General features: G+C 43.2%; 37 protein-coding genes. All 37 read left to right on the top strand.

The genetic code is table 11. The annotated features are described in order from the left end of the window. Positions 1-82 precede the first annotated feature (82 nt). The 37 genes from ATG70_RS18720 to rpsK all read left to right on the top strand — a co-directional run bounded on the left by ATG70_RS18720 (position 83) and on the right by rpsK (position 26739). Entirely contained in the window at positions 83-682 is a 600-nt protein-coding gene (locus tag ATG70_RS18720) for a class I SAM-dependent methyltransferase (RefSeq protein ID WP_098445966.1), read from the top strand. 261 nt (positions 683-943) lie between these two features. Further along, entirely contained in the window at positions 944-4486 is a 3543-nt protein-coding gene (gene rpoB / locus ATG70_RS18725) for a DNA-directed RNA polymerase subunit beta (RefSeq protein ID WP_098445967.1), read from the top strand. 35 nt (positions 4487-4521) lie between these two features. After that, on the top strand, positions 4522-8142 hold the full coding sequence (gene rpoC / locus ATG70_RS18730; RefSeq protein ID WP_098445968.1) for a DNA-directed RNA polymerase subunit beta': 3621 nt from the start codon (positions 4522-4524) through the stop codon (positions 8140-8142). 86 nt (positions 8143-8228) lie between these two features. Further along, positions 8229-8477 carry a 50S ribosomal protein L7ae-like protein gene (locus tag ATG70_RS18735; RefSeq protein WP_098445969.1) on the top strand — a complete coding sequence of 83 codons (249 nt, stop codon included), beginning with the start codon at positions 8229-8231 and terminating at the stop codon, positions 8475-8477. A gap of 112 nt (positions 8478-8589) precedes the next feature. Next, on the top strand, positions 8590-9012 hold the full coding sequence (gene rpsL / locus ATG70_RS18740; RefSeq protein ID WP_048313317.1) for a 30S ribosomal protein S12: 423 nt from the start codon (positions 8590-8592) through the stop codon (positions 9010-9012). A gap of 39 nt (positions 9013-9051) precedes the next feature. Then, positions 9052-9522 (top strand): 30S ribosomal protein S7, encoded by a 471-nt coding sequence (gene rpsG, locus ATG70_RS18745; protein WP_098445970.1) that lies wholly within the window; start codon positions 9052-9054, stop codon positions 9520-9522. 46 nt (positions 9523-9568) lie between these two features. Beyond that, complete coding sequence (gene fusA / locus ATG70_RS18750; RefSeq protein WP_098445971.1) at positions 9569-11647, top strand: elongation factor G; 2079 nt, start codon at positions 9569-9571, stop codon at positions 11645-11647. A 106-nt stretch (positions 11648-11753) separates the two neighbouring features. Continuing rightward, on the top strand, positions 11754-12944 hold the full coding sequence (tuf, locus tag ATG70_RS18755) for an elongation factor Tu (RefSeq protein ID WP_098445972.1): 1191 nt from the start codon (positions 11754-11756) through the stop codon (positions 12942-12944). 375 nt (positions 12945-13319) lie between these two features. Continuing rightward, positions 13320-13628, top strand: a complete 309-nt coding sequence (gene rpsJ / locus ATG70_RS18760; RefSeq protein WP_098445973.1) for a 30S ribosomal protein S10 — start codon at positions 13320-13322, stop codon at positions 13626-13628. Positions 13629-13674: 46 nt separating this feature from the next. Next, complete coding sequence (gene rplC / locus ATG70_RS18765) at positions 13675-14310, top strand: 50S ribosomal protein L3 (RefSeq protein WP_098445974.1); 636 nt, start codon at positions 13675-13677, stop codon at positions 14308-14310. 17 nt (positions 14311-14327) lie between these two features. Continuing rightward, the gene (gene rplD / locus ATG70_RS18770; protein WP_098445975.1) at positions 14328-14951 is read left to right on the top strand and encodes a 50S ribosomal protein L4; all 624 of its coding nucleotides are present in this window, start codon (positions 14328-14330) and stop codon (positions 14949-14951) included. Continuing rightward, a complete protein-coding gene (rplW, locus tag ATG70_RS18775) occupies positions 14951-15238 on the top strand; it encodes a 50S ribosomal protein L23 (RefSeq protein ID WP_098445976.1) in 288 nt (95 codons plus the stop codon). Before rplD ends, rplW begins: the two co-directional genes overlap by 1 nt. 27 nt (positions 15239-15265) lie before the next feature. Beyond that, positions 15266-16096, top strand: coding sequence for a 50S ribosomal protein L2 (gene rplB / locus ATG70_RS18780; RefSeq protein WP_098445977.1), 831 nt, complete (start codon positions 15266-15268; stop codon positions 16094-16096). 58 nt (positions 16097-16154) lie between these two features. Next, complete coding sequence (rpsS, locus tag ATG70_RS18785; RefSeq protein ID WP_048313326.1) at positions 16155-16433, top strand: 30S ribosomal protein S19; 279 nt, start codon at positions 16155-16157, stop codon at positions 16431-16433. Positions 16434-16453: 20 nt separating this feature from the next. Continuing rightward, positions 16454-16795: a 50S ribosomal protein L22 gene (gene rplV, locus ATG70_RS18790; RefSeq protein WP_048313327.1), complete on the top strand. Its 342-nt coding sequence runs from the start codon at positions 16454-16456 to the stop codon at positions 16793-16795. Positions 16796-16798: 3 nt separating this feature from the next. Further along, positions 16799-17458, top strand: a complete 660-nt coding sequence (rpsC, locus tag ATG70_RS18795) for a 30S ribosomal protein S3 (protein WP_098445978.1) — start codon at positions 16799-16801, stop codon at positions 17456-17458. Between the two features lie 3 nt (positions 17459-17461). Then, positions 17462-17896, top strand: a complete 435-nt coding sequence (gene rplP / locus ATG70_RS18800) for a 50S ribosomal protein L16 (RefSeq protein WP_048313329.1) — start codon at positions 17462-17464, stop codon at positions 17894-17896. Next, positions 17886-18089: a 50S ribosomal protein L29 gene (gene rpmC, locus ATG70_RS18805; RefSeq protein WP_048313330.1), complete on the top strand. Its 204-nt coding sequence runs from the start codon at positions 17886-17888 to the stop codon at positions 18087-18089. The genes rplP and rpmC overlap by 11 nt, the downstream gene beginning before the upstream one ends. A gap of 20 nt (positions 18090-18109) precedes the next feature. Beyond that, entirely contained in the window at positions 18110-18373 is a 264-nt protein-coding gene (gene rpsQ, locus ATG70_RS18810; protein ID WP_098445979.1) for a 30S ribosomal protein S17, read from the top strand. A 45-nt stretch (positions 18374-18418) separates the two neighbouring features. Continuing rightward, entirely contained in the window at positions 18419-18787 is a 369-nt protein-coding gene (rplN, locus tag ATG70_RS18815; protein WP_098445980.1) for a 50S ribosomal protein L14, read from the top strand. Positions 18788-18828: 41 nt separating this feature from the next. Beyond that, positions 18829-19140 (top strand): 50S ribosomal protein L24, encoded by a 312-nt coding sequence (gene rplX / locus ATG70_RS18820; protein WP_048313333.1) that lies wholly within the window; start codon positions 18829-18831, stop codon positions 19138-19140. 25 nt (positions 19141-19165) lie between these two features. Continuing rightward, positions 19166-19705: a 50S ribosomal protein L5 gene (rplE, locus tag ATG70_RS18825; protein WP_098445981.1), complete on the top strand. Its 540-nt coding sequence runs from the start codon at positions 19166-19168 to the stop codon at positions 19703-19705. Between the two features lie 16 nt (positions 19706-19721). Next, positions 19722-19907: a 30S ribosomal protein S14 gene (gene rpsN / locus ATG70_RS18830; protein WP_098445982.1), complete on the top strand. Its 186-nt coding sequence runs from the start codon at positions 19722-19724 to the stop codon at positions 19905-19907. Between the two features lie 29 nt (positions 19908-19936). After that, complete coding sequence (rpsH, locus tag ATG70_RS18835; protein ID WP_098445983.1) at positions 19937-20335, top strand: 30S ribosomal protein S8; 399 nt, start codon at positions 19937-19939, stop codon at positions 20333-20335. A gap of 27 nt (positions 20336-20362) precedes the next feature. Beyond that, on the top strand, positions 20363-20899 hold the full coding sequence (gene rplF / locus ATG70_RS18840; protein ID WP_098445984.1) for a 50S ribosomal protein L6: 537 nt from the start codon (positions 20363-20365) through the stop codon (positions 20897-20899). Positions 20900-20930: 31 nt separating this feature from the next. Then, the gene (gene rplR, locus ATG70_RS18845; protein WP_098445985.1) at positions 20931-21293 is read left to right on the top strand and encodes a 50S ribosomal protein L18; all 363 of its coding nucleotides are present in this window, start codon (positions 20931-20933) and stop codon (positions 21291-21293) included. 18 nt (positions 21294-21311) lie between these two features. After that, positions 21312-21812 carry a 30S ribosomal protein S5 gene (rpsE, locus tag ATG70_RS18850; RefSeq protein ID WP_098445986.1) on the top strand — a complete coding sequence of 167 codons (501 nt, stop codon included), beginning with the start codon at positions 21312-21314 and terminating at the stop codon, positions 21810-21812. Between the two features lie 14 nt (positions 21813-21826). Beyond that, the gene (gene rpmD / locus ATG70_RS18855; protein WP_098445987.1) at positions 21827-22015 is read left to right on the top strand and encodes a 50S ribosomal protein L30; all 189 of its coding nucleotides are present in this window, start codon (positions 21827-21829) and stop codon (positions 22013-22015) included. 29 nt (positions 22016-22044) lie between these two features. Further along, the gene (rplO, locus tag ATG70_RS18860; RefSeq protein ID WP_098445988.1) at positions 22045-22485 is read left to right on the top strand and encodes a 50S ribosomal protein L15; all 441 of its coding nucleotides are present in this window, start codon (positions 22045-22047) and stop codon (positions 22483-22485) included. Then, positions 22485-23780 (top strand): preprotein translocase subunit SecY, encoded by a 1296-nt coding sequence (secY, locus tag ATG70_RS18865; RefSeq protein ID WP_098445989.1) that lies wholly within the window; start codon positions 22485-22487, stop codon positions 23778-23780. Before rplO ends, secY begins: the two co-directional genes overlap by 1 nt. A 66-nt stretch (positions 23781-23846) precedes the next feature. Further along, on the top strand, positions 23847-24497 hold the full coding sequence (locus ATG70_RS18870) for an adenylate kinase (RefSeq protein ID WP_098445990.1): 651 nt from the start codon (positions 23847-23849) through the stop codon (positions 24495-24497). Further along, a complete protein-coding gene (gene map, locus ATG70_RS18875; RefSeq protein WP_098445991.1) occupies positions 24497-25243 on the top strand; it encodes a type I methionyl aminopeptidase in 747 nt (248 codons plus the stop codon). The genes ATG70_RS18870 and map overlap by 1 nt, the downstream gene beginning before the upstream one ends. A 16-nt stretch (positions 25244-25259) precedes the next feature. Continuing rightward, the gene (locus ATG70_RS18880) at positions 25260-25580 is read left to right on the top strand and encodes a KOW domain-containing RNA-binding protein (protein ID WP_098445992.1); all 321 of its coding nucleotides are present in this window, start codon (positions 25260-25262) and stop codon (positions 25578-25580) included. Continuing rightward, entirely contained in the window at positions 25573-25791 is a 219-nt protein-coding gene (gene infA / locus ATG70_RS18885; protein ID WP_098445993.1) for a translation initiation factor IF-1, read from the top strand. Before ATG70_RS18880 ends, infA begins: the two co-directional genes overlap by 8 nt. Before the next feature lie 35 nt (positions 25792-25826). Beyond that, a complete protein-coding gene (rpmJ, locus tag ATG70_RS18890; protein ID WP_003720928.1) occupies positions 25827-25940 on the top strand; it encodes a 50S ribosomal protein L36 in 114 nt (37 codons plus the stop codon). A 21-nt stretch (positions 25941-25961) separates the two neighbouring features. Next, positions 25962-26327, top strand: a complete 366-nt coding sequence (gene rpsM / locus ATG70_RS18895) for a 30S ribosomal protein S13 (RefSeq protein ID WP_048313347.1) — start codon at positions 25962-25964, stop codon at positions 26325-26327. 16 nt (positions 26328-26343) lie between these two features. Next, entirely contained in the window at positions 26344-26739 is a 396-nt protein-coding gene (gene rpsK, locus ATG70_RS18900) for a 30S ribosomal protein S11 (RefSeq protein ID WP_048313348.1), read from the top strand. Positions 26740-26858 lie beyond the last annotated feature (119 nt).

The raw sequence follows: 26858 nt of genomic DNA on the forward strand, positions 1-26858 counted from the left end.
TTTTTGTTATTTGGCGCTATTGATTAAGATGCTAGTAAGGATGGGTAAGCTGATAGAAATGGCGATAGAAAGAGGGAGAATGATGAGTGAACATTATTATACGAAAAACCCTGGCGTGAAAAGCAACCCGAACAAAATCGCAGCGGATTTGCGAGGGAAACAGTTCCAGTTCACGACCGATTCCGGTGTTTTTTCAAAAAAAGAGATCGATTTTGGGAGTAAGCTTCTAATCGAATCATTTGAAGAACCTGAAGTTGAAGGGGATATTGTAGATGCTGGATGTGGCTATGGGCCAATTGGCATTTCACTTGCTTTTGAATTTCCGAATCGCCGTTTTTATATGCTGGACGTAAATGAGCGGGCCACTGAGCTTGCGACGAACAACGCAATTAAAAATCGGGTTCATAATGTAATAGTTATGGAGAGTGATCAGTTAAGTGCGGTGAAGGGGAGTGTGTTCGCTTCCGTCCTTACAAATCCACCTATACGAGCAGGGAAAGATATAGTTCATGGCATACTTGAAGATGCTTATGAAGTATTAAAAGAACATGGTACGCTTTGGGTTGTTATTCAAAAGAAACAGGGTGCTCCCTCAGCAATCACTAAGCTAGAAGAAATGTTCCAACAAGTTGAAACTGTCGTGAAAAAGAAAGGATACTATATTCTTAAAGCAGTCAAGTAAATTATGAAATTATCCTTTGACTTCATGGACGGCCTATGCTAATATAATATAATGCCAATGATGGATTTTCCAGGCCTTTTTCGCATTCGTGTGCAAAGAGGTATAAAATGCCGTCGTCTGGAAAAACTAATATAATCGTTTATAGTTAAGGGGAATTTTTTATCAATGCCCTTTTTCTTTTTTTGTCCAACGATAGATTCGATTTAACAGAATCTAATTGGGCTAAGAAAATAAATACGCTGGATTTGAGGGGTGAATCATTTGACAGGCCAACTAGTTCAGTATGGACGCCACCGCCAAAGAAGAAGCTACGCGCGAATCAAAGAAGTGTTGGATTTGCCAAATCTAATTGAGATTCAAACGGCTTCTTATCAATGGTTTCTTGATGAGGGTTTACGAGAAATGTTCCAGGATATTTCTCCAATCGAAGATTTCACAGGTAATCTTGTGCTGGAATTTATTGATTACAGCCTCGGTGAACCTAAGTATCCCGTGGAAGAAACCAAAGAGCGAGATGTAACCTATTCTGCACCTTTACGAGTTAAAGTACGCTTGATCAACAAAGAAACAGGCGAAGTAAAGGAACAGGAAGTGTTCATGGGTGACTTCCCATTAATGACTGAAACAGGTACGTTTATAATTAATGGGGCAGAACGCGTAATCGTATCTCAGCTCGTGCGTTCTCCAAGTGTCTACTATAGTGAAAAGATCGATAAGAACGGCAAAAAAGGATATACAGCTACTGTCATTCCAAACCGAGGAGCATGGCTGGAATTTGAAACTGATGCCAAAGATATTGTCTATGTGCGAATTGATCGTACTAGAAAGCTACCAATTACGGTGCTGCTCAGAGCGTTAGGGTTTGGGTCTGATCAAGAAATCATAGATCTCCTAGGTGAAGATGAGTATCTTCGCAATACCCTGGAAAAAGACAACACGGACGGCACAGAAAAAGCGCTTCTAGAAATCTACGAACGCTTACGTCCTGGCGAGCCTCCGACTGTCGACAACGCCAAAAGCTTACTTGATTCCCGCTTTTTTGATCCAAAGCGCTATGATCTTGCAAACGTAGGACGTTACAAGATTAACAAGAAGCTTCACATTAAAAATCGTCTATTCAATCAACGTCTTGCAGAGACACTTGTTGATCCTGAAACAGGCGAAGTGATTGCAGAAGAAGGTGCGATTCTTGATCGTCGCTTACTTGACAGAATTCTTCCTGCCCTTGAGACAAACGTCGGTTTTAAAGATGTTGAGCCTCATGGTGGCGTGATTGAAGATGAGTCAATCGGTCTGCAATCAATTAAAGTTTATGCTCCTGATGATCCTGAAGGAGAAAGAGTTATTAATGTAATCGGGAATGGTGGAGTTGAAACAGGCGTGAAAAACATCACACCTGGCGATATCATTTCTTCTATTAACTACTTCTTTAACCTTCTACATCAAGTAGGAAACACAGATGACATTGACCATCTTGGTAACCGTCGTCTGCGTTCTGTTGGTGAACTTCTTCAGAACCAATTCCGAATCGGTTTATCCCGTATGGAACGTGTTGTTCGTGAACGTATGTCAATTCAGGATACGAACGTTATCACGCCACAGGCGCTAATTAACATTCGTCCTGTTATTGCATCGATTAAAGAATTCTTTGGTAGCTCACAGCTATCCCAGTTCATGGACCAGACTAACCCGCTAGCTGAGCTAACTCACAAGCGTCGTTTATCTGCTCTTGGACCAGGTGGTTTAACGCGTGAGCGTGCAGGGTTCGAAGTTCGTGACGTACACTATTCCCACTATGGTAGAATGTGTCCGATCGAAACGCCGGAAGGACCAAACATTGGACTTATTAACTCGTTGTCTTCTTATGCAAGAGTTAATAAATTTGGCTTTATTGAGACGCCTTATCGCAGAGTAGACCCTGAAACAGGTAAAGTGACGGAGTATATTGACTACCTAACTGCCGATGAACAGGATAACTACGTTGTGGCACAGGCTAACGCAAAGCTGCACGAGGATGGTTCATTCCAGGACGAAGATATCGTTGCTCGTTTCCGTGACGAGAACATTATCATCGCCCGTGAAAAGATTGATTACATGGACGTATCACCGAAGCAGGTAGTTTCGGCCGCAACGGCTTGTATTCCGTTCCTTGAGAACGATGACTCCAACCGTGCGCTTATGGGTGCGAACATGCAGCGTCAAGCTGTACCATTGATGGTTCCTGAAGCACCAATTGTCGGAACAGGTATGGAGCATGTTAACGGAAAAGATTCCGGTGCTGCTGTTATTTGTAAACATGACGGTTTAGTCGAGTTTGCATCTGCTGCAGAAATTCATGTCCGTCGTATTTCTGTCATTGATGGCCAGGAAGTTAAAGGTGATCTTGACCGCTACAAATTGCTTAAATTTATTCGTTCCAACCAGGGAACGTGCTATAACCAAAAGCCAATTGTTTCAGAAGGCGATCGCGTAGTTAAAGGTGAAATCCTTGGCGACGGCCCTTCAATGGAAAAAGGTGAAATGGCCCTTGGACGTAACGTTCTAGTCGGTTTCATGACTTGGGAAGGTTACAACTACGAGGATGCTATTATTATGAGCGAACGTCTCGTAAAAGATGACGTTTATACGTCAATCCATATCGAAGAGTATGAATCAGAAGCTCGCGATACAAAGCTTGGACCTGAAGAGATCACTCGTGACATTCCGAACGTTGGGGAAGACGCGCTGCGTAACCTTGATGAACGCGGAATTATTCGCATGGGTGCTGAAGTTAAAGACGGAGATATCCTTGTCGGTAAAGTGACGCCAAAAGGTGTAACTGAGCTAACAGCGGAAGAGCGTCTCCTTCATGCTATCTTTGGTGAAAAAGCTCGTGAAGTTCGTGATACATCTCTCCGTGTACCGCATGGTGGAGATGGAATTGTACTTGACGTGAAGATCTTTAACCGTGAAGATGGCGATGAGCTTCCACCGGGAGTAAATCAACTTGTTCGTGTTTATATTGTACAGAAGCGTAAGATTCATGAAGGAGATAAAATGGCGGGTCGCCATGGTAACAAAGGTGTTATTTCAAGGATTCTTCCAGAAGAAGATATGCCTTACCTACCAGACGGCACACCAATCGATATCATGTTGAACCCACTAGGTGTTCCTTCACGTATGAACATTGGACAGGTACTAGAGTTGCATATCGGTATGGCAGCACGTGCACTCGGTATTCACGTAGCAACACCAGTATTTGATGGAGCACGTGAGGAAGATGTATGGGAAACGTTAGAAGAAGCAGGTATGCCACGTGATGGTAAGACTGTTCTCTACGATGGTCGTACAGGTGAACCATTTGACAACCGTATTTCTGTCGGTGTCATGTATATGATCAAACTTGCTCACATGGTCGATGACAAGCTTCACGCACGTTCTACTGGACCATATTCACTTGTTACACAGCAACCGCTTGGTGGTAAAGCACAATTCGGTGGACAGCGTTTCGGTGAGATGGAAGTATGGGCACTCGAAGCATATGGTGCTGCATACACCCTTCAAGAGATTTTGACTGTAAAGTCGGATGATGTTGTTGGACGTGTTAAAACTTACGAAGCAATCGTAAAAGGCGAAAATGTTCCTGAGCCTGGTATTCCAGAATCGTTTAAAGTTCTAATCAAAGAACTGCAATCACTTGGTATGGATGTCAAAATGCTAGCAAGTGATGAGCAAGAGATTGAGATGAAAGAGTTAGACGATGAAGAAGACCAATCCAGTGAGAAATTAAACTTGAATGTTGGGTCAAATCAGGCGAGTGAGTAAGGGTTAAACCTGAATTCTAAAGGGAGGTAGGCCCCTTGATAGATGTCAATAAATTTGAGTATATGAAAATCGGTCTGGCGTCACCGGATAAAATCCGCTCTTGGTCAAGAGGAGAAGTTAAGAAGCCAGAAACCATTAACTACCGTACCTTGAAGCCAGAGAAAGATGGACTTTTCTGTGAGCGTATCTTCGGACCCACAAAAGACTGGGAATGTCATTGTGGGAAGTACAAGCGTATCCGTTATAAAGGCGTCGTTTGTGACCGTTGCGGAGTTGAAGTAACACGTGCGAAAGTCCGTCGTGAGAGAATGGGGCACATTGAGCTAGCTGCTCCTGTCTCTCACATCTGGTACTTTAAAGGCATTCCAAGTCGTATGGGACTTGTTCTCGACATGTCGCCACGTGCACTTGAAGAAGTCATTTACTTTGCTTCTTACGTTGTAACTGAAGCTGGTGATACACCGCTTGAGAAGAAACAACTTCTTTCTGAGAAAGAATACCGCGCATACCGTGAAAAGTATGGCAAAACATTCTCTGCAGAAATGGGTGCGGAAGCAATCCGCAGACTTCTATTTGATATCGATCTTGACAAAGAGGTAGATATTCTTAAAGAAGAGCTTAAAACAGCACAAGGTCAACGTAGAACGCGTGCAATCAAGCGCCTAGAAGTACTTGAGGCTTTCCGTGGCTCAGGAAATAACCCTTCATGGATGATCTTAGATGTTCTTCCGGTTATTCCACCAGAGCTTCGTCCGATGGTACAACTAGACGGTGGACGCTTTGCAACTTCAGACCTAAATGATCTGTATCGTCGCGTTATTAACCGTAATAATCGTTTGAAGCGTTTGTTGGATCTTGGAGCACCTAGCATTATCGTTCAGAATGAGAAGCGTATGCTTCAAGAAGCGGTCGATGCCCTTATTGATAACGGCCGTCGCGGTCGTCCTGTAACGGGTCCTGGTAACCGTCCGTTGAAATCTCTTTCACACATGTTGAAAGGGAAGCAAGGTCGTTTCCGTCAGAACCTACTAGGTAAGCGTGTTGACTATTCAGGTCGTTCCGTTATCGTCGTTGGACCTCACTTGAAAATGTATCAGTGTGGACTTCCGAAAGAAATGGCACTTGAACTATTCAAACCTTTCGTAATGAAAGAGCTTGTATCAAAAGGTCTTGCACACAATATTAAGAGTGCGAAACGCAAAGTAGAAAAAGTTCACCCTGAAGTTTGGGACGTATTGGAAAACGTTATTAAAGAACATCCAGTTCTTTTAAACCGTGCACCGACGCTTCACAGACTTGGTATTCAGGCGTTTGAACCAATTCTTGTAGAAGGACGCGCGATTCGTCTTCACCCACTCGTATGTACAGCTTATAACGCTGACTTTGATGGTGACCAAATGGCCGTTCACGTGCCGCTTTCTGCTGAAGCACAAGCTGAAGCACGCATCTTAATGCTTGCTGCGCAAAACATCCTTAACCCGAAAGATGGTAAACCAGTTGTTACACCATCACAGGATATGGTTCTAGGTAACTACTACCTAACGATGGAACGTGAAGGAGCAATTGGTGAAGGCTCTGTTTATAAAGATACTAACGAAGCGTTGATTGCTTACCAGAATGGATTTGCACATCTTCATTCTCGCGTAGCGATCCCTGCTGCATCATTAAATAAATCTGCTTTTACTGAAGAGCAGAACAAGCAATTGCTTGTGACAACGGTAGGTAAGTTGATTTTCAACGAAATTCTTCCGGAGTCATTCCCATATATTAATGAACCGACGACGAATAACCTTGAAATTGCGACACCAGAGCATTACTTCCTTCCTCACGGAGTGAACGTAAAAGAAGAAATTGCTCAGCGCGAACTGATCGCACCATTTAAGAAGGGTATTCTTGGTAAGATCATCGCCGAGGTGTTCAAGCGTTTTAAAGTGACAGAAACGTCTCGCATGCTTGACCGCATGAAAGATCTTGGCTTCAAGTTTTCAACTAAAGCCGGTATTACCGTTGGTGTAGCTGACGTAGTGGTACTTGCTGAGAAGCAAGAAATTGTTCAAGAAGCAGAAGAAAAAGTTGAAAAAGTTCTTAAGCAATTCCGTCGTGGTCTTATTACCGACGATGAGCGTTATGATCGTGTTATTGCGATCTGGAGTAGCGCAAAAGATCGTATCCAGGAAAAACTAATGAATCGTCTTGAAAAAGATAACCCAATCTTTATGATGAGTGATTCTGGTGCTCGTGGTAACGCATCTAACTTTACTCAGCTCGCAGGTATGCGTGGATTGATGGCTAACCCATCTGGACAGATCATTGAACTTCCAATCAAATCCAGCTTCCGTGAAGGTCTAACGGTACTTGAGTACTTTATTTCAACACACGGTGCGCGTAAAGGTCTTGCCGATACTGCACTTAAAACAGCTGACTCAGGTTACCTTACTCGTCGTCTTGTTGACGTGGCACAAGATGTCATCGTGCGTGAAGACGATTGTGGTACGGATCGTGGCCTTGAAGTTAGTGCCATTAAAAATGGCAATGAATTAATCGAGGGATTATATGACCGACTTGTTGGCCGTGTTGCCTTTAAGAAAGTTAGACATCCTGAGACAAATGAAGTACTTGTTGAGAAAAATAACCTAATTACAGAAGACATTGCTACTGAAATCGTTGAAGCAGGTATTGAAAATGTTTATATCCGCTCTGCCTTCACATGTAGCACAAGTCATGGCGTATGTAAGAAGTGTTATGGACGTAACCTTGCAACAGGTACTCGAGTTGAAGTTGGTGAGGCAGTCGGAATCATCGCTGCTCAATCAATTGGTGAACCAGGTACACAGTTGACGATGCGTACATTCCACACAGGTGGGGTTGCCGGAGACGATATCACTCAAGGTCTTCCACGTATCCAAGAGCTATTTGAAGCACGTAATCCGAAAGGTCAGGCCGTGGTGTCTGAGCTAGACGGAAAAGTGATTGATTTAGCTGAGGTTAAAGAGAAGAAAGAGATTGTCGTTCAAGGTGAAACTGAAACAAGAAACTACCCTGTACCATATGGCGCACGTCTGAAAATTGTTGTCGGAGATGAAGTAAAGGCTGGTCAACCTCTTACAGAAGGTTCGATTGACCCTAAACAACTCTTAACAATTAGCGGTATTGATGGAGTGCAAGAGTATCTTCTAGCTGAGGTACAAAAGGTATACCGTATGCAGGGTGTTGAAATTGGTGATAAGCACGTTGAAGTAATGGTTCGTCAGATGATGCGTAAGATTCGCGTTATTGATGCGGGCGATACTGAAGTGTTGCCAGGATCCCTTATCGACATTCACCAGTTTAAAGGTGTTAACCGTAAAGTTCTTAGACAAGGCGGTTTACCTGCAACGGGTCGACCGGTTCTTCTTGGTATTACTAAAGCATCTCTTGAAACCGAATCATTCTTATCCGCTGCATCCTTCCAGGAAACGACTCGTGTCCTAACTGATGCTGCTATAAAAGGTAAGCGCGATGAGCTACTTGGTCTTAAGGAAAATGTTATTATCGGTAAACTTGTTCCGGCAGGTACTGGTATGCAACGTTACCGTAGAATCAACGTAGCAGGCGAAGCTCAAGAGGCTGAACAGCTTTTAGAACAAGAAGAAACTGCATTAGTTAGTCAAGAATAAACAGGGGAAGTGTTGACATCGGGAGTGCAGGGTGATATTATATCCAAGGTGCTCCCGATAATCCTGTTGCTTTGGAGGATATGTTCGTGTCTTATGAAAAAGTATCGCAGGCAGATGAATTAATTATTGGGACGAAACAAACTCTAAAGGCCCTCCAGATTGGAGAAGCGAAGGAAGTTTTCATTGCTGACGACGCTGATCGCAGGGTAACTTCTAAAGTTGTTGCACTCGCCGAAGAGAAAAGCATACCTGTTCATCGAGTTGATTCTATGAAGAAACTTGGTAAGGCATGCGGGATCGAAGTCGGCGCTGCAACAGTTACGATAAAAGCATAACCGTTTTTGCCGGGCGAGGCATGCCCTGCCAGGCAAAAACTTTCCTTTTATCTATACATGAACCACCTGGATGTGTGGGCTTGCTATTAACAAAAGAAGGGAGGAAAACAAAATGCCAACTATTAACCAACTTGTTCGTAAAGGTCGCGTTTCTAAAACAAAGAAATCCGATTCTCCAGCATTGAACAAAGGGTATAACAGCTTCAAAAAGTCTCATACAGACCTTTCATCTCCACAAAAACGTGGTGTATGTACTCGTGTAGGTACGATGACTCCTAAGAAGCCGAACTCCGCATTGCGTAAATACGCTCGTGTTCGTCTTACTAACGGAATTGAAGTAACAGCTTATATCCCTGGTATCGGGCACAACCTTCAGGAGCACAGTGTCGTGCTTATCCGTGGAGGACGTGTTAAGGATTTACCGGGTGTACGTTACCACATCGTTCGTGGTGCGCTTGACACTGCAGGTGTTAACGATCGTAGACAAGGTCGTTCTAAATACGGTACTAAGAGACCGAAAGAAGCTAAGAAATAATAGCTATCATATTATTAAATAATGAAAGGGGGTTAACCCATGCCACGTAAAGGTCCAGTAGAACGTCGTGACGTATTACCAGATCCAATTTACAAATCCAAGCTAGTTACTCGCCTGATCAACCGCCTTATGGTAGACGGTCAGAAAGGTAAAGCTCAGCAGGTGCTATACAAAGCATTCGATCTTATCCAAGAACGCACAAACACAGAGGCTATGGAAGTATTTGACCAGGCGTTGAAAAACGTTATGCCAGTACTTGAAGTACGCGCTCGTCGTGTTGGTGGTGCAAACTACCAGGTGCCGGTTGAAGTTCGTCCAGAACGCCGTACAACGCTAGGTCTTCGTTACCTTGTGAACTATTCCCGTCTTCGCGGTGAAAAGACTATGGTAGAAAGACTTGCTAACGAAATTATGGATGCAGCTAACAACACAGGTGCTTCTGTTAAGAAGCGTGAAGAACAGCACAAAATGGCTGAAGCAAACAAAGCGTTTGCTCACTATCGCTGGTAATCAGCACACAACCCAAATCCCTTTATAAAAGGAAGGAGAAATACTAATGGCAAGAGAATTCTCCTTAAGAGATACACGTAATATCGGTATCATGGCTCACATCGATGCTGGTAAAACAACAACTACTGAGCGTATTCTTTTCTACTCAGGGCGAATCCACAAAATTGGTGAAACTCACGAAGGTGGATCACAGATGGACTGGATGGAGCAGGAGCAAGAACGTGGAATCACGATCACTTCTGCTGCTACCACTGCCCAGTGGAAAGATCACCGTGTTAACATCATTGACACGCCTGGTCACGTAGACTTCACAGTAGAAGTTGAACGTTCATTGCGTGTATTGGATGGAGCAGTTGCAGTACTTGATGCACAATCTGGTGTTGAACCACAAACAGAAACTGTTTGGCGTCAAGCTACTAACTACGGCGTACCTCGTATTGTATTCATTAACAAAATGGATAAACTAGGAGCAGACTTCCTTTACTCTACAGGTACACTAACTGAGCGTCTACAAGCTAACGCGCACCCTGTTCAGCTCCCAATCGGTGCTGAAGATGAATTCGAAGGAATCATTGATCTTATCACAATGGAAGCTTTCTATTATCTTGATGATCTTGGTTCACGTACTGAATCACGCGAAATTCCTGCTGAATACAAGGAACAAGCTGAAGAGTACCGTACGAAGCTTATCGAGGCTGTCGCTGAGCTTGATGAAGATCTTATGATGAAATATCTTGAAGGTGAAGAACTAACAGTTGAAGAAATCAAAGCTGCAATCCGTAAAGGAACTTGTAACGTTGAATTCTATCCTGTACTTTGTGGTTCTGCATTTAAGAACAAAGGCGTTCAGCTTGTTCTTGATGCTGTACTTGACTTCCTACCTTCACCACTTGATGTACCAGCAATTAAAGGTCATCTAAAAGACTCTGAAGAAGAAGTAATCCGTACTGCTGACGATAATGGTCCTTTCTCTGCACTTGCATTTAAAGTAATGACTGACCCTTACGTTGGTAAGCTTACATTCTTCCGTGTTTACTCAGGAACGCTTTCTTCTGGTTCTTATGTTAAGAACTCGACAAAAGACAAGCGTGAACGTGTTGGTCGTATCCTTCAGATGCACGCTAACTCTCGTGAAGAAATCTCTACTGTATATGCAGGGGATATTGCAGCGGCAGTTGGTTTGAAAGATACTTCTACTGGTGATACTCTATGTGATGAAAAGGATACAGTTATCCTTGAATCTATGGACTTCCCAGATCCGGTTATTTCAGTAGCAATCGAGCCGAAGACTAAGAGTGACCAGGATAAAATGTCTGTAGCTTTAGCTAAGCTTGCTGAAGAGGATCCAACTTTCAAAACTGAAACAAACGAAGAAACTGGACAAACGATTATTTCTGGAATGGGTGAACTTCACCTTGATATCATCGTTGACCGTTTACGTCGTGAGTTTAAAGTTGAAGCAACAGTTGGTGCACCTCAGGTTGCATACCGCGAATCAATCCGTAAAGCTGGTAAGGTTGAAGGTAAATTCGTACGTCAATCCGGTGGTCGTGGACAATTCGGACACGTATGGGTTGAATTTGAACCTAACGAAGAAGGCGCAGGATTTGAGTTCGAAAACAAAATTGTCGGTGGTGTTGTTCCTCGTGAATACATCCCTGCAGTTGAAGCGGGTCTTCGCGATTCAATGGCTAATGGTCTCCTTGCAGGCTATCCACTAATCGACGTAAAAGCTCGTCTTGTTGATGGATCTTACCATGACGTTGACTCCAACGAAATGGCATTTAAGATCGCAGCATCTATGGCTTTGAAAAAAGCTAAAACTGTCTGTGACCCAGCTCTTCTTGAGCCTATGATGAAAGTTGAAGTTGTAGTGCCAGAAGAATATATGGGAGACATCATGGGCGACGTAACTAGCCGTCGTGGACGTGTTGAGGGTATGACTGCACGCGGAAACGCTCAAGTTATCAACGCATTCGTTCCACTATCAGAAATGTTTGGTTATGCAACAACACTTCGTTCTCGTACGCAAGGTCGTGGTACTTACACGATGACTTTCGATCATTACGAGCAAGTGCCTAAATCAATTTCTGAAGAAATCATTAAAAAAGCTACAGGTGAATAATTGTAGCAAACCAACTTTTGTTGTAATCTAAGATAGGCGAGATTGATTTATTCATACGCCTATCTTGGCATAGATAATTTCTTGGTAATCAAAGGAGGAAACACTAATGTCTAAAGAAAAATTCGACCGCTCCAAGCCCCACGTTAACATTGGTACAGTTGGACACGTTGACCATGGTAAAACTACTCTAACAGCTGCGATCACTTCAGTGCTTCACAAGCGTTCTGGTAGTGGTACTGCTATGGCTTACGACCAAATCGATGGTGCTCCTGAAGAGCGCGAACGTGGAATCACAATCTCAACTGCACACGTTGAGTACGAAACTGAAAACCGTCACTATGCACACGTTGACTGCCCAGGTCACGCTGACTATGTTAAAAACATGATCACTGGTGCTGCACAAATGGACGGAGGAATCCTAGTAGTTTCTGCTGCTGATGGCCCAATGCCACAAACTCGTGAGCACATCCTTCTTTCTCGTCAAGTTGGTGTACCTACTCTTGTTGTATTCTTGAACAAGTGTGACATGGTTGACGACGAAGAACTACTAGAACTAGTTGAAATGGAAGTACGTGATCTTCTTTCTGAATACGACTTCGATGGCGACGATGTTCCAGTAATTAAAGGTTCTGCACTTAAAGCTCTAGAAGGCGACGCTGACTACGAAGCGAAAATCTTCGAACTTATGGATGCAGTTGATGAGTATATCCCAACTCCAACACGTGACACTGACAAGCCATTCATGATGCCAGTTGAGGACGTATTCTCAATCACTGGTCGTGGTACTGTAGCAACAGGCCGTGTTGAGCGTGGACAAATCAAAGTTGGTGACGAAGTTGAAATTCTTGGTCTTGCTGAAGAGAACAAGAAGACAACAGTTACTGGTGTTGAAATGTTCCGTAAGCTTCTTGATTATGCTGAAGCTGGTGACAACATTGGTGCACTTCTTCGTGGTGTATCCCGCGATGACATTCAGCGTGGACAAGTTCTTGTTAAGCCAGGAACTGTAAAAGCTCACACTAAGTTCCAAGCTGAAGTTTACGTTCTTTCTAAAGAAGAGGGTGGACGTCACACTCCATTCTTCGCTAACTACCGTCCTCAGTTCTACTTCCGTACAACTGATGTAACTGGTACAATTGCACTTCCTGAAGGCGTTGAAATGGTTATGCCTGGAGACAACATCGAAATGACAGTTGAACTTATCGCTCCAATCGCTATCGAAGATGGAACTAAGTTCTCTATCCGTGAAGGTGGACGTACTGTAGGCGCAGGCGTTGTAGCAACAATCACTGAGTAATCTCTATGATTATCCAAAACACCCGGATTTTTCCGGGTGTTTTTTATTTGGAAGTTATGTTAAATTAGACAAATGGGTTCGATTCAGTTCGATCGAAACTTCTTAAGGATGTTCAAATAGTCTGAAATTGCTTTTAGGCCTTGCATTTTATGGCTCAGGCCGTTATACTATTAAAAGTGTGCGATTGACATACTTTTTAGTTGGACTAAGCCTTGCAATTAGGCTTTAGGTTTAGTATAATAAGAATGTTGGTCATAAACAGCGATGATGTGGAAGGTTGCTGACACACCCGGCCCCTTTGCCATGGCGAGTGTGTTGGGTTTATTTTCACGGAGAACTGTCTATAACAATATGGGCGATAAAGGAGGGGAAATAATGGCAAAGCAAAAGATTCGTATTCGTTTAAAAGCATATGATCACCGTATTCTAGATCAGTCTGCTGAGAAAATCGTAGAAACAGCAAAACGTTCAGGTGCACAAGTATCCGGACCGATCCCGTTGCCGACGGAAAAATCTGTTTACACAATTCTACGTGCTGTACACAAGTACAAAGATTCTCGTGAGCAGTTTGAAATGCGTACGCATAAGCGTCTAATTGACATCATCGAGCCTACACCACAAACGGTTGACTCGTTAATGCGTTTGGACCTACCGTCTGGCGTTGACATTGAAATTAAACTTTAATATAACGCTAAATAAATTATTTAAAAACAATTAGGAGGTGTGACGAATGACCAAAGGAATCTTAGGAAGAAAAGTAGGCATGACACAAGTCTTTGCTGACAACGGAGATATTATCCCGGTAACTGTAATTGAAGCAGAACCAAACGTTGTCCTTCAAAAGAAAGTTGTTGATACAGACGGCTATGAAGCAATCCAAGTTGGTTTTGCTGATAAGAAGAAGTCTCGCTTCAACAAGCCTGAGGAAGGCCATGCTACAAAAGCTAGCACAACACCTAAGCGCTTCGTGAAAGAAATTCGTAACGCAGAAGGTAGTTACGAAATTGGTCAGGAAGTCAAGGTTGATATCTTTAACGAAGGTGACGTAGTTGATGTAACTGGTACGTCTAAAGGGAAAGGTTTCCAGGGTGCAATCAAGCGCCACAACCAATCTCGCGGACCAATGACTCACGGTTCTCGTTATCACCGTCGTCCAGGTTCAATGGGACCTATCGATCCAATGCGTGTTATGAAAGGTAAACTTCTACCTGGTCGCATGGGTGGCGAACGTGTAACTGTACAAAACCTTGAGATCGTTAAAGTTGATTTAGAACGTAACGTAATTCTAGTAAAAGGTAACGTACCTGGAGCTAAGAAGAGCTACGTAACTATCCAAAGCGCGGTTAAAGCAAAAGAAGCTAAGTAAGAAGGGAGGATATCCAAGTGCCTAAAGTAACAATGTTCAACCAAACCGGAGCACAAGTCGGCGACATCGAACTCGCTGAAGCAATCTTCGGGATCGAACCAAACGAAAGTGTTATGTATGATGCGGTTATCATGCAGCAAGCATCTTTGCGTCAAGGTAACCATGACGTGAAAAATCGTTCAGAAGTACGCGGTGGTGGAGCTAAACCATGGCGCCAAAAAGGAACAGGTCGTGCTCGTCAGGGCTCAATCCGTTCACCACAATGGGTTGGCGGTGGAGTAGTATTTGGTCCGACACCAAGAAGCTATTCTTACAAGCTACCTAAAAAAGTTCGCCGTTTGGCAATCCGTTCTGCTTTGTCTTCTAAAGTACAAACAGAGGATATGGTCATCGTGGACAGCATTTCTTTTGATGCTCCAAAAACAAAGGAAATGAAATCAGTATTATCAAGCCTATCTGCAGAGAAAAAGGCGCTTATCGTTACAGGAGACTATAACGAAGCAGTTGCATTATCTGCACGCAATATTCCTGGTGTTACTGTTGTAACTACAGCTGGACTTAACATCCTTGATGTCCTTAAAGCTGACAAACTAGTTATGACAAAAGACGCTGTGGAAAAAGTAGAGGAGGTGCTAGCGTAATGAACGCTCGTGATATCATCAAGCGCCCCGTTATTACTGAAGCTACTACAGACGTAATGGCAGACAAAAAGTATACTTTCGAAGTAGATACTCGTGCTAACAAAACTCAAATCAAGAGTGCTCTTGAAGAAATTTTCGGAGTTAAAGTTGCTGGAGTAAATACTCAGAACTATATGGGTAAAAAGAAACGTGTTGGCCGCCACAGCGGATTTACACCACGTCGCAAAAAAGCTATCGTGACGCTTACACCAGAAAGCAAAGAATTGGACTTCTTTGAAGGCGTCTAAAAATAATAGAGAAGGAGGGAAATAAGAATGGCGATTAAAAAGTATAAACCGACCACAAACGGTCGTCGTGGTATGTCAGTATCTGACTTTGCTGAAATCACAACAGACCAGCCTGAAAAATCGTTGCTTGCACCGATTCATAGAAAAGGCGGTCGTAACAACCAGGGTCGCTTGACAGTTCGTCACCAAGGTGGCGGCCATAAGCGTAAATATCGTATTATCGACTTTAAACGAGATAAAGATGGAATACCAGGCCGCGTTGCTACGATCGAATACGATCCGAACCGTTCTGCAAACATCGCTCTTATCAACTATGCTGATGGAGAGAAGCGTTACATTCTTGCTCCAAAAGGAATTAAAGTAGGAACTGAAATTATGTCTGGCGTAGAAGCTGACATTAAAGTAGGAAACACTCTTCCACTAATCAACATTCCAGTTGGTACAACAATTCATAATATTGAACTTAAGCCAGGCCGTGGCGGACAGCTTGTTCGTTCTGCTGGTGCAGAAGCTCAGCTTCTTGGTAAAGAAGGTAGATACGTACTAGTACGTCTTCGTTCTGGAGAAACTCGTATGATTCTTTCTACTTGCCGCGCTACAATCGGTCAGGTTGGAAACCTTGAACATGAGCTTATCAATATTGGTAAAGCTGGTCGTTCTCGCTGGTTGGGCATTCGTCCTACAGTTCGTGGTTCTGTAATGAACCCTGTTGATCACCCACACGGTGGTGGTGAAGGTCGTGCACCTATCGGACGTAAATCACCAATGTCACCTTGGGGCAAACCAACCCTTGGATTTAAGACTCGTAAGAAAAATAAAGAATCCGACAAGTACATCGTACGCCGTCGCAAAAAATAACGGGATTTACCTACGGTTCCGCGGAGCCGTAGCATAATCTCAAAAGGGAGGTTCACAAATGGGTCGTAGTTTGAAAAAAGGACCTTTTGTCGACGATCATTTAATGAAAAAGGTCGAAGACTTAAATGAAAAGAGCGACAAAAAAGTTATCAAAACTTGGTCTCGTCGTTCGACAGTATTCCCAGAATTTATTGGACACACTTTTGCAGTATATGATGGACGCAAGCACGTACCGGTTTATGTTACAGAAGACATGGTCGGCCATAAGCTTGGTGAATTTGCTCCAACTCGCACATATCGCGGGCACGCTGCAGATGACAAAAAAACTAGACGTTAATTTGAGGGGAGGTACAACGAATGCAAGCTAAAGCTGTTGCAAAACACGTGCGTATTGCTCCTCGTAAAGCACGCTTAGTCGTAGATCTCATTCGAGGAAAGCAAGTCGGTGAAGCTATTGCGATTTTGCGCAACACAAACAAAGCTGCTTCTCCAGTAGTTGAGAAAGTGCTTAACTCTGCGATCGCTAATGCAGAGCACAATCTTGAGCTAGAGCCGAACAATCTTACGGTTTCTCAAGTGTTTGTGGACGAAGGAGTAACAATGAAACGTTTCCGCCCACGTGCTATGGGTAGAGCTAGCCGCATCAACAAGCGCACTAGCCACATCACAGTCGTGGTATCAGAAAAGAAGGAGGGATAACGAGTGGGTCAGAAAATTAATCCGGTAGGACTTCGAATTGGTGTCATTCGTGATTGGGAGTCTAAATGGTACGCAGACAAAGATTACGCTAACCTTTTACACGAAGATATTAAAATTCGTGAATATATTGAAAAACGTTTGAAGGATGCATCTGTTTCAGCTGTTGAAATCGAACGTGCAGCAAACCGAGTGAATGTAACAGTGAAAACTGCTAAGCCTGGTATGGTAATCGGTAAAGGTGGTTCTGAAGTTGAGTCTCTTCGTAAGTCTCTCGCGGAACTAACAGGTAAGAAAGTTCACGTTAACATTTTCGAAATCAAACAAGCTGACATCGACGCAACTCTAGTTGCTGATAACATCGCTCGTCAACTTGAAAACCGAGTTTCATTCCGTCGCGCTATGAAGCAAACAATTCAACGCGCTATGAGATCTGGAGCTAAAGGTATTAAAACGCAAGTATCTGGCCGTCTAAACGGTGCTGATATTGCTCGTTCTGAATCATACAGTGAAGGTACTGTACCTCTTCACACACTTCGTGCTGACATCGATTATGGTACTGCAGAAGCAGATACTACTTACGGTAAGCTTGGTGTGAAGATTTGGATCTATCGTGGTGAAGTCCTTCCAACGAAAGGAACGCAAAAAGAGGAAGGGGGAAAATAAATCATGTTGTTACCTAAACGTGTTAAATACCGCAGAGAACATCGCGGAAAAATGCGCGGACGTGCTAAAGGTGGCACTGAAGTAGCATTCGGCGAATACGGTCTACAAGCTCTTGAAGCTAGCTGGATCACTAACCGTCAAATCGAGGCAGCTCGTATTGCTATGACTCGTTACATGAAACGTGGCGGTAAAGTTTGGATTAAAATTTTCCCATCAAAGCCTTACACTGCTAAACCACTTGAAGTACGAATGGGTTCCGGTAAAGGTGCTCCTGAAGGCTGGGTAGCTGTAGTAAAGCCAGGGAAAATCTGTTTTGAAATTGCAGGCGTATCTGAAGAAGTAGCGCGCGAAGCACTTCGCCTTGCTTCTCACAAATTGCCTATTAAAACTAAGTTCGTAAAACGCGAAGAAGTGGGTGGTGACACAAATGAAAGCTGAGGAAATTCGTAACTTGACCACTGCCGAAATCGAGCAGAAAGCGAAATCTTTTAAAGAAGAACTTTTTAATCTTCGCTTTCAACTTGCTACAGGTCAACTGGAAAACCCAGCCCGCATTCGTGAAGTCCGTAAATCAATCGCTCGCGCAAACACTGTTTTGCGTGAAAGAGAGTTAGGAATCACAAACGGTTAATATGAGGGGAGGTTTGCGAAATGAGCGAACGCAATAATCGCAAAGAATACACTGGGCGTGTTGTCTCTGACAAAATGGATAAGACAATTACTGTTTTAGTTGAGACTTACAAAATGCACCCTTTATACGGTAAACGTGTTAAGTATTCTAAAAAGCTAAAAGCACATGACGAAAACAACACTGCAAAAATCAACGACGTGGTAACTATTATGGAAACTCGTCCACTTTCTAAAGATAAGCGTTTCCGTCTTATGGAAGTTGTTGTAGAAGCAGTTATTATCTAAATGAACTCGGATCATTGAATAATGTCCGAAGGGAGGTCTTTCTAGATGATTCAACAGGAATCTCGTTTGAAATCAGCTGACAACTCTGGTGCTCGTGAATTGCTTTGTATTAAAGTACTTGGTGGCTCTGGTCGCAAAACAGCTAACATTGGTGACGTAATTGTATGTTCGGTGAAACAAGCAACACCTGGTGGCGTTGTTAAGAAGGGTGAAGTCGTAAGAGCTGTTATTGTACGCAGTAAATCTGGCGTTCGTCGTCAAGATGGTTCATACATCAAATTTGACGAAAACGCAGCGGTTGTTATCCGTGATGACAAAGGACCGCGCGGAACACGTATTTTCGGACCAGTTGCACGCGAACTACGCGACAACCAGTTTATGAAAATCGTTTCTCTAGCTCCAGAAGTTCTTTAATCATTTGAAAATAGATGCCTTGTAAGGAGGTGCGCGACCTTATGCACGTAAAAAAGGGAGATAAAGTAAAAGTTATTTCTGGTAAGGATAAAGGTAAACAAGGTGTGATCCTTGAAGCTTACCCGAAAAAAGATAGAGTTATCGTTGAAGGTGTAAACCTTGTTAAGAAACACTCAAAACCATCCCAGGCTAATCCTCAAGGTGGAATTATTGAGCAGGAAGCAGCGATTCACGTTTCTAACGTAATGGCGCTTGATCCGAAGTCTGGTGAACCTACTCGCGTTGGTTACAAAGTAGACAACGGGAAAAAAGTTCGTATCTCAAAAAAATCCGGTGAAGTACTCGATAAGTAGTTCGTAGCGAAAGGAGGTCAATCCGATGAATCGTTTCCAAGAAAAGTATCAAAATGAAACTAAACCTGCATTGATGGAGAAATTTAATTATTCCTCTGTTATGGAAGTTCCAAAACTTGATAAAATCGTAATCAACATGGGTGTTGGTGACGCTGTACAGAACCCGAAAGCTCTTGATACAGCTGTTGAGGAACTTGAGTTAATCTCAGGTCAAAAACCACTAATCACACGTGCTAAGAAGTCTATCGCAGGCTTTAAGCTTCGTGAAGATATGCCAATCGGTGCAAAAGTTACTTTGCGCGGTACTCGTATGTTTGAATTCCTAGACAAACTAATTTCTGTTTCACTTCCACGTGTACGTGACTTCAGAGGTGTGTCTAAGAAATCATTCGACGGTCGTGGTAACTACACACTTGGTATTAAAGAACAGTTGATTTTCCCTGAAATTGATTACGATAAAGTAAATAAAGTACGCGGAATGGACATCGTTATCGTAACAACAGCTAATACGGACGAAGAGAGCCGTGAAATGTTGACTAACCTAGGTATGCCATTTCAAAAGTAAGTAAGGAGGGAAAATTGTGGCGAAAAAATCAATGATCGCGAAACAACAGCGTCAAGCTAAGTTTAAAGTTCAAGAATATACTCGTTGTGAACGTTGCGGACGTCCTCATTCAGTTATTCGTAAATTTAAACTATGCCGTATTTGTTTCCGGGAACTTGCACACAAAGGTCAAATCCCAGGCGTTAAAAAGGCTAGCTGGTAAACCCGAAATAGGGAAGGAGGTAATTACTAATGGTCATGACTGATCCAATTGCAGATATGCTTACAAGAATTCGTAATGCGAACACAGTTCGCCACGAAAAACTAGAGTTGCCTGCATCGAATTCGAAAAGAAACATCGCTGAAATCCTCAAACGTGAAGGTTTTGTACGTGATGTTGAAATGATCGAAGACAACAAACAAGGAATCATCCGTATCTTCTTAAAGTACGGTTCAAATAACGAACGCGTTATCACTGGATTAAAGCGAATCAGTAAACCTGGACTTCGCGTATACGCTAAAGCAGACGAAGTACCTCGCGTACTTGGCGGCTTAGGAATCGCTCTTGTTTCTACTTCTAAAGGAATTATGACGGACAAAGAAGCTCGTCAACAGCAAGTAGGCGGAGAAGTTCTAGCGTACGTTTGGTAATTCTTAAAGCAGAATGGAGGTGTCAATATGTCACGTGTCGGACTTAAACCGATTGAAATCCCAAGTGATGTAACAATCGATATCAAAGGAGACGTTGTAACGATCAAAGGACCTAAAGGGGAACTTTCTCGTACATTCAGCCCAGATATCAAAGTAAACATTGAAGAGAACGTGCTAACAGTAGCTCGTCCTTCTGATCATAAAGAGCACCGTGCACTTCACGGAACAACTCGCAGCCTGATCGCTAACATGGTTGAAGGTGTGACTAAAGGCTTTGAAAAAGGTCTTGAAATCATCGGTGTTGGTTACCGTGCAAGTAAATCTGGTCAAAAATTAATCCTTAACGTAGGGTACTCTCACCCAGTTGAGATGGTACCTGAAGAAGGCATTGAAATTGAAGTACCTTCTAACACAAAAGTTGTTGTTAAAGGTATCGATAAAGAACGCGTTGGAGCTGTTGCAGCAAACATCCGTTCAGTACGTACTCCAGAACCTTACAAAGGTAAAGGAATTCGTTACGAAGGCGAATATGTACGTCGTAAAGAAGGTAAAACAGGTAAATAGGTAAAAACCTAGCGGAAAGGAGTGACGTTTAATGATCACTAAGGCCGATAAAAACAAAGCGCGTCAAAAAAGACACGCTCGCGTACGCCGCACAGTTACCGGCACTACTGAACGTCCGCGTCTAAACGTATTCCGTTCTAACAAGAACATCTATGCTCAGCTTATCGATGACACTAAAGGTGTTACAATCGTTGGAGCTTCAAGTATGGAACAAGGAATTGACGTTGAACACGGCGGTAACACAGAAGCAGCTGTGACAGTCGGAGAAGCTATCGCAAAGCGTGCTGTTGAAGCAGGTTATTCAGAAGTGGTTTTCGACCGCGGAGGATACCTCTATCACGGACGTGTAAAAGCTCTTGCAGACGCAGCGCGTGAAGCAGGACTGAAATTTTAATAAAAAGGAGGTTAACTCATGCCTAGCATTGATGCTAACAAACTAGAACTTGAAGAACGCGTAGTTACCGTTAACCGCGTAGCGAAAGTTGTTAAAGGTGGACGTCGTTTCCGCTTCGCAGCTATCGTAGTTGTCGGAGATAAAAACGGTCACGTTGGATTCGGAACTGGTAAAGCACAGGAAGTTCCTGAAGCTATTCGCAAAGCTATTGAAGATGCGAAAAAGAACTTAATTACTGTTCCTGTTGTAGGAACTACAATCCCTCACCAAATCACAGGTCATTTCGGAGCTGGTAACGTACTATTGAAGCCTGCTTCTGAAGGTACTGGAGTTATCGCTGGCGGACCCGTTCGTGCGGTACTTGAACTTGCTGGTGTAGGTGACATTCTATCGAAGTCTCTTGGATCTAACAATCCGATTAACATGGTGCGTGCAACTCTTAATGGCCTTGAAAACCTTAAGCGCGCTGAAGACGTTGCGAAGCTTCGTGGAAAATCTGTAGAAGAGCTACTAGGTTAAGGGAGGGAAATTAGATGGCTAAGCAATTAGAAATCACCCTCACACGTAGTGTGATTGGTCGCCCTCAAGACCAACGCGTGACGGTAAAAACACTTGGACTTAAGAAAATGCATCACACGGTTGTTCATAACGACAATCCTGCGATTCGCGGTATGATCAACAAGGTATCTCACCTTGTAACTGTTAACGAAATTGATGCATAAAAAATCTATACATTGAGGAGGTGCCCACAATGAAACTACACGAACTAAAACCATCTGAAGGTTCTCGTAAAGAACGCAACAGACTTGGTCGCGGTATTGCTACTGGTAACGGTAAGACATCTGGCCGTGGTCAAAAAGGTCAAAAAGCTCGTTCTGGCGGCGGTGTACGCGTCGGTTTCGAAGGAGGACAACTTCCAATCTTCAAACGTCTACCGAAACGTGGATTTACAAACATGAACCGTAAAGAGTTCGCGATTGTTAATCTTGATTCGTTGAACCGTTTTGAAGATGGAACTGAAGTTTCTCCAGAACTTCTTTTAGAATCTGGCGTAGTTAGCAAAGAAAAAGCTGGAATTAAGATTCTAGGTAATGGTAAGCTTGAGAAAAAGCTTACCGTGAAAGCCCACAAGTTCTCTGCTTCTGCAAAAGAGGCGATTGAAGCGGCAGGCGGAAATACTGAGGTGATCTAATGTTCCAAGCAATCTCCAACATTATGCGCGTAGGTGATATTAGAAACAAGATTATCTTCACCCTACTCATGCTTGTCGTGTTCCGAATCGGAACATTCATACCGGTTCCTGGTGTGAACAGAGATGTATTACAATTCCAAGATCAAATGAGTCTCTTCGGAGTTCTCAACACCTTTGGCGGTGGAGCGTTGCAAAACTTCTCCATCTTTGCCATGGGAATTATGCCTTATATCACTGCTTCTATCATTGTGCAGCTTTTACAAATGGACGTTGTTCCGAAGTTTACCGAATGGTCTAAACAAGGGGAAGCCGGACGTAAAAAGCTAACACAAGTTACTCGTTATGGAACGATTGCGCTTGGACTTGTCCAGGGTATTGGTCTTTCCATCGGGTTTAACAATATTGTTGGTGGTCAGTTGATTAGTAATCCCGGTGTACTAACGTATCTAAATATTTCTCTAGTTTTAACAGCCGGAACGGCTTTTTTGATGTGGTTAGGCGAACAGATCACAGCAAAAGGTGTTGGAAATGGAATCTCAATAATAATCTTTGCTGGGATTGTAGCTGCAATTCCTCCAGGGCTTAATCAGCTTTACGCTCAGATGTTTGAGGGTTCTCAGGATGAGTTGTTCATTAACATCGTCACTCTTGCGATTATTGCACTTGCAGCACTTGCAATTGTTGTCGCTGTTATCTTTGTTCAACAAGGTCTTCGCAAAATTCCAATTCAATATGCAAAACGAACTGTTAACCGCAGACAAGTAGGTGGTGAATCCACTCACTTACCGATTAAAGTTAATGCAGCAGGTGTTATTCCAGTTATCTTTGCGATATCACTGATCATTACTCCACCAACGATCGCCAGGTTGTTCGGAGATAATACGGTAACGGAATGGATCATTAGGGTGTTTGACTATACACAACCTATTGGTATGGTCGTGTATGCGTTACTCATCATTGGATTTACGTATTTCTATACGTTCGTCCAGGTTAATCCGGAGAAGATGGCTGAGAATCTGAAGAAACAGGGTGGATACATTCCTGGTATTCGTCCGGGTAATGCAACGGAAACGTACATTACTCGTATTCTCTACCGTTTAACGTTTGTAGGAGCACTTTTCCTTGCTGTTATATCGATTATTCCGGTATTTTTCACAACCGTAGCAGGACTGCCGCAGACGCTGCAAATCGGCGGAACAAGCTTGCTGATCGTTGTTGGGGTAGCGCTTGATACGATGAAGCAAATTGAAAGTCAATTAATTAAACGTCATTATAAAGGCTTTATTAAATCTTGAGGATAAATTGGGAAGAACTTTCTTCCCCTCCTTCATCCTCGATTGGGTGACGTGCGGAGGGATTAGATGAATCTAGTATTAATGGGGCTTCCGGGTGTCGGAAAAGGAACCCAGGCAGAAAAGATTGTCGAAAAGTATGGCATCCCTCATATCTCTACTGGAGATATGTTCCGAGCAGCGATCAAAGAAGGAACGCCTCTTGGTCTAAAAGCGAAAGAGTACATGGATTCTGGAAACCTCGTACCTGACGAAGTAACAATCGGTATAGTACGGGAGCGTTTAGGAAAAGATGATTGCGAAAAAGGTTTTCTACTCGATGGATTTCCAAGAACTGTCGCACAGGCTGATGCACTTGAAACGATCTTATCCGATCTCGGAAAGAAACTTAACTATGTTATTAACATTTCAGTTGAGGAAGATCAGCTCATGCAGCGTTTGACTGGACGTCGCGTTTGCCGAAATTGTGGAGCAACCTATCACGCAGTATTCAATCCTCCTAAGGAAGAAGGAGTTTGTGATAAGTGCGGTGGAGAACTTTATCAACGTGATGATGATAAAGAAGAAACTGTACGCACTCGCCTCGAAGTCAACAAGCAGCAACAGCAGCCATTGTTGACCTTTTATGAAGGCAAAGGCTATCTTAAAACGATTGATGGCAATAGAGACATCAACGAAGTTTTTGAAGATGTCGATCAACTTCTCAAAGGGTTGTCGTAATGATTATTTGCAAGACTCCTCGTGAACTTGATATTATGCGAGAGGCAGGCAGAATTGTCGCGTTAACACATCAAGAACTACAGAAGCACATCAAGCCTGGAGTTACGACAAAAGAGCTGGATACGATTGCCGATCGGTTTATTCGTCAGCTTGATGCAATTCCTTCCTTTAAGGGTTACAATGGATTTACTGGAAGTATATGCGCTTCAGTTAATGAAGAGCTAGTACATGGTATTCCAGGGGATCGCGTGTTGGCGGAAGGAGATATAATTAGCATTGATATTGGTGCTAAGTATAACGGTTATCATGGAGATTCAGCATGGACCTATCCTGTTGGCACTATCTCAGAACAAGACGAACGGTTGTTAAAAGTTACCGAGGAATCGTTATATAAAGGGTTGGATGAGGCGAAAGCTGGTAGGAGGCTTTCAGATATCTCTCATGCGATCCAAGCATATGCCGAAGCTGAGGGTTTTTCGATTGTACGAGAATATGTTGGTCATGGTGTAGGTCAGGACCTTCATGAAGATCCTCAAATTCCCCATTACGGTCCTCCAGGAAAAGGGCCGCGGCTTAAGCAGGGGATGGTCCTTGCGGTAGAGCCAATGGTGAATATGGGCTCTCGCTACGTTCGAACACTTTCGGATAATTGGACTGTAGTAACAACTGACGGTAAGAACTGCGCTCATTTCGAGCACACGATTGCCGTTACGGAAGAAGGATATGAAATACTAACAAAGGCCTAAGTGAAGGTGATGGTTCGTGAAAGAGTCGGATACCGTTCCCGAGATCGGTCAGATCGCTCGGAATAAACGGGGAAGAGACGCTGATCAATATAGCGTGATTGTAGGGATTGTAGATGAACGTTATGTTTTCTTAGCGGACGGGGATAAACGAAAGTTTGATCGTCCTAAGCGGAAGAACCTCGCACACCTTGAGCTGGTAGAGTATATATCTCCTGAGGTAAAGCGAAGTCTTGAAGAAACGGGCCGTGTCACAAATGGCAAGCTACGTTTCGCGATCTCAAAGTATTTGAGTGAACACGTCATTGATTTAAAGGAGGGAGAGCAAGTAGATGGCTAAAGAAGAAGTAATTGAAATGGAAGGCACGGTTATCGAACCTCTACCGAATGCAATGTTTCGAGTAGAACTCGAAAACGGTCATAAGATTCTTGCTCACGTATCCGGAAAGATACGCATGCATTACATTCGTATTTTACCAGGTGACAAAGTAACTGTTGAGCTTTCTCCATACGACCTATCACGTGGACGTATCACGTATCGTTATAAATAAGAAATTAATCTCCGAATACAAGGAGGGTTAAAATAATGAAAGTAAGACCGTCAGTAAAACCAATGTGTGAAAAATGTAAAGTTATTCGCCGTAAAGGTAAAGTTATGGTTATCTGTGAAAATCCAAAGCATAAGCAAAAACAAGGCTAATATATAAGGAGGTGCAACGTAATGGCACGTATTGCTGGTATTGATGTTCCACGCGAAAAGCGCATCGTAATCGCGTTAACTTACGTTTATGGAATCGGTAAAACAACTGCGAAACAAGTTCTAGTTGACGCTGGTGTTTCTGAAGACACTCGTGTACGCGACTTAACTGAAGAAGAGCTCGGAAAAATCCGTGAAGTAGTAGACAAAATTAAAGTTGAGGGTGATCTTCGTCGTGAAATCTCACTTAACATTAAACGTCTAATCGAAATCGGTTCTTATCGTGGTATCCGCCACCGTCGTGGTCTTCCTGTCCGAGGTCAACATACGAAGAACAACTCTCGTACTCGTAAAGGCCCTCGCCGTACAGTAGCTAACAAGAAGAAGTAAGGGAGGTAATTAACAAATGGCTAAACAACGTAAAGCAAATACGCGCAAAAAGCGCGTGAAAAAGAATGTTGAGAGTGGAGTAGCTCATATCCGTTCTACTTTTAACAACACTATTATTACGATTACTGACACTCACGGAAATGCGATTTCTTGGGCAACTTCCGGTAACATGGGCTTCAAAGGTTCTCGTAAGTCAACTCCATTCGCTGCTCAAATGGCTGCTGAAACTGCAGGTAAAACTGCACAGGAGCATGGCATGAAAACTGTAGAAGTTTCTGTTAAAGGCCCTGGAGCTGGTCGTGAAGCTGCTATCCGTGCACTTCAAGCTGTAGGTCTAGAAGTTACTGCGATCCGTGACGTAACTCCAGTACCTCATAACGGCTGCCGTCCACCAAAACGTCGTAGAGTCTAAGGTAGTAGAGAGTTCAAAAACGTAGATATTCCCCTTCGGGAGAATGCCTGGTTTTGAACAATCTCTTATGGAAAGATTCAATCTATCGGTATACAATTGATGAACATGTCAATAATGAT

The organism is Bacillus sp. es.036 (assembly GCF_002563635.1).
Classification (GTDB): Bacteria; Bacillota; Bacilli; order Bacillales; family Guptibacillaceae; genus Guptibacillus.

What these genes read in the sequence shown, in the direction of transcription:
- ATG70_RS18720 (WP_098445966.1), top strand. Translation starts at nt 83, where the DNA reads ATGAGTGAACATTATTATACGAAAAACCCTGGCGTGAAAAGCAACCCG.
- rpsL (WP_048313317.1), top strand. Translation starts at nt 8,590, where the DNA reads ATGCCAACTATTAACCAACTTGTTCGTAAAGGTCGCGTTTCTAAAACA.
- rpsG (WP_098445970.1), top strand. Translation starts at nt 9,052, where the DNA reads ATGCCACGTAAAGGTCCAGTAGAACGTCGTGACGTATTACCAGATCCA.
- fusA (WP_098445971.1), top strand. Translation starts at nt 9,569, where the DNA reads ATGGCAAGAGAATTCTCCTTAAGAGATACACGTAATATCGGTATCATG.
- tuf (WP_098445972.1), top strand. Translation starts at nt 11,754, where the DNA reads ATGTCTAAAGAAAAATTCGACCGCTCCAAGCCCCACGTTAACATTGGT.
- rpsJ (WP_098445973.1), top strand. Translation starts at nt 13,320, where the DNA reads ATGGCAAAGCAAAAGATTCGTATTCGTTTAAAAGCATATGATCACCGT.
- rplC (WP_098445974.1), top strand. Translation starts at nt 13,675, where the DNA reads ATGACCAAAGGAATCTTAGGAAGAAAAGTAGGCATGACACAAGTCTTT.
- rplW (WP_098445976.1), top strand. Translation starts at nt 14,951, where the DNA reads ATGAACGCTCGTGATATCATCAAGCGCCCCGTTATTACTGAAGCTACT.
- rplB (WP_098445977.1), top strand. Translation starts at nt 15,266, where the DNA reads ATGGCGATTAAAAAGTATAAACCGACCACAAACGGTCGTCGTGGTATG.
- rpsS (WP_048313326.1), top strand. Translation starts at nt 16,155, where the DNA reads ATGGGTCGTAGTTTGAAAAAAGGACCTTTTGTCGACGATCATTTAATG.
- rplV (WP_048313327.1), top strand. Translation starts at nt 16,454, where the DNA reads ATGCAAGCTAAAGCTGTTGCAAAACACGTGCGTATTGCTCCTCGTAAA.
- rplP (WP_048313329.1), top strand. Translation starts at nt 17,462, where the DNA reads ATGTTGTTACCTAAACGTGTTAAATACCGCAGAGAACATCGCGGAAAA.
- rpmC (WP_048313330.1), top strand. Translation starts at nt 17,886, where the DNA reads ATGAAAGCTGAGGAAATTCGTAACTTGACCACTGCCGAAATCGAGCAG.
- rpsQ (WP_098445979.1), top strand. Translation starts at nt 18,110, where the DNA reads ATGAGCGAACGCAATAATCGCAAAGAATACACTGGGCGTGTTGTCTCT.
- rplN (WP_098445980.1), top strand. Translation starts at nt 18,419, where the DNA reads ATGATTCAACAGGAATCTCGTTTGAAATCAGCTGACAACTCTGGTGCT.
- rplX (WP_048313333.1), top strand. Translation starts at nt 18,829, where the DNA reads ATGCACGTAAAAAAGGGAGATAAAGTAAAAGTTATTTCTGGTAAGGAT.
- rplE (WP_098445981.1), top strand. Translation starts at nt 19,166, where the DNA reads ATGAATCGTTTCCAAGAAAAGTATCAAAATGAAACTAAACCTGCATTG.
- rpsH (WP_098445983.1), top strand. Translation starts at nt 19,937, where the DNA reads ATGGTCATGACTGATCCAATTGCAGATATGCTTACAAGAATTCGTAAT.
- rplF (WP_098445984.1), top strand. Translation starts at nt 20,363, where the DNA reads ATGTCACGTGTCGGACTTAAACCGATTGAAATCCCAAGTGATGTAACA.
- rplR (WP_098445985.1), top strand. Translation starts at nt 20,931, where the DNA reads ATGATCACTAAGGCCGATAAAAACAAAGCGCGTCAAAAAAGACACGCT.
- rpsE (WP_098445986.1), top strand. Translation starts at nt 21,312, where the DNA reads ATGCCTAGCATTGATGCTAACAAACTAGAACTTGAAGAACGCGTAGTT.
- rpmD (WP_098445987.1), top strand. Translation starts at nt 21,827, where the DNA reads ATGGCTAAGCAATTAGAAATCACCCTCACACGTAGTGTGATTGGTCGC.
- rplO (WP_098445988.1), top strand. Translation starts at nt 22,045, where the DNA reads ATGAAACTACACGAACTAAAACCATCTGAAGGTTCTCGTAAAGAACGC.
- secY (WP_098445989.1), top strand. Translation starts at nt 22,485, where the DNA reads ATGTTCCAAGCAATCTCCAACATTATGCGCGTAGGTGATATTAGAAAC.
- ATG70_RS18870 (WP_098445990.1), top strand. Translation starts at nt 23,847, where the DNA reads ATGAATCTAGTATTAATGGGGCTTCCGGGTGTCGGAAAAGGAACCCAG.
- map (WP_098445991.1), top strand. Translation starts at nt 24,497, where the DNA reads ATGATTATTTGCAAGACTCCTCGTGAACTTGATATTATGCGAGAGGCA.
- infA (WP_098445993.1), top strand. Translation starts at nt 25,573, where the DNA reads ATGGCTAAAGAAGAAGTAATTGAAATGGAAGGCACGGTTATCGAACCT.
- rpmJ (WP_003720928.1), top strand. Translation starts at nt 25,827, where the DNA reads ATGAAAGTAAGACCGTCAGTAAAACCAATGTGTGAAAAATGTAAAGTT.
- rpsM (WP_048313347.1), top strand. Translation starts at nt 25,962, where the DNA reads ATGGCACGTATTGCTGGTATTGATGTTCCACGCGAAAAGCGCATCGTA.
- rpsK (WP_048313348.1), top strand. Translation starts at nt 26,344, where the DNA reads ATGGCTAAACAACGTAAAGCAAATACGCGCAAAAAGCGCGTGAAAAAG.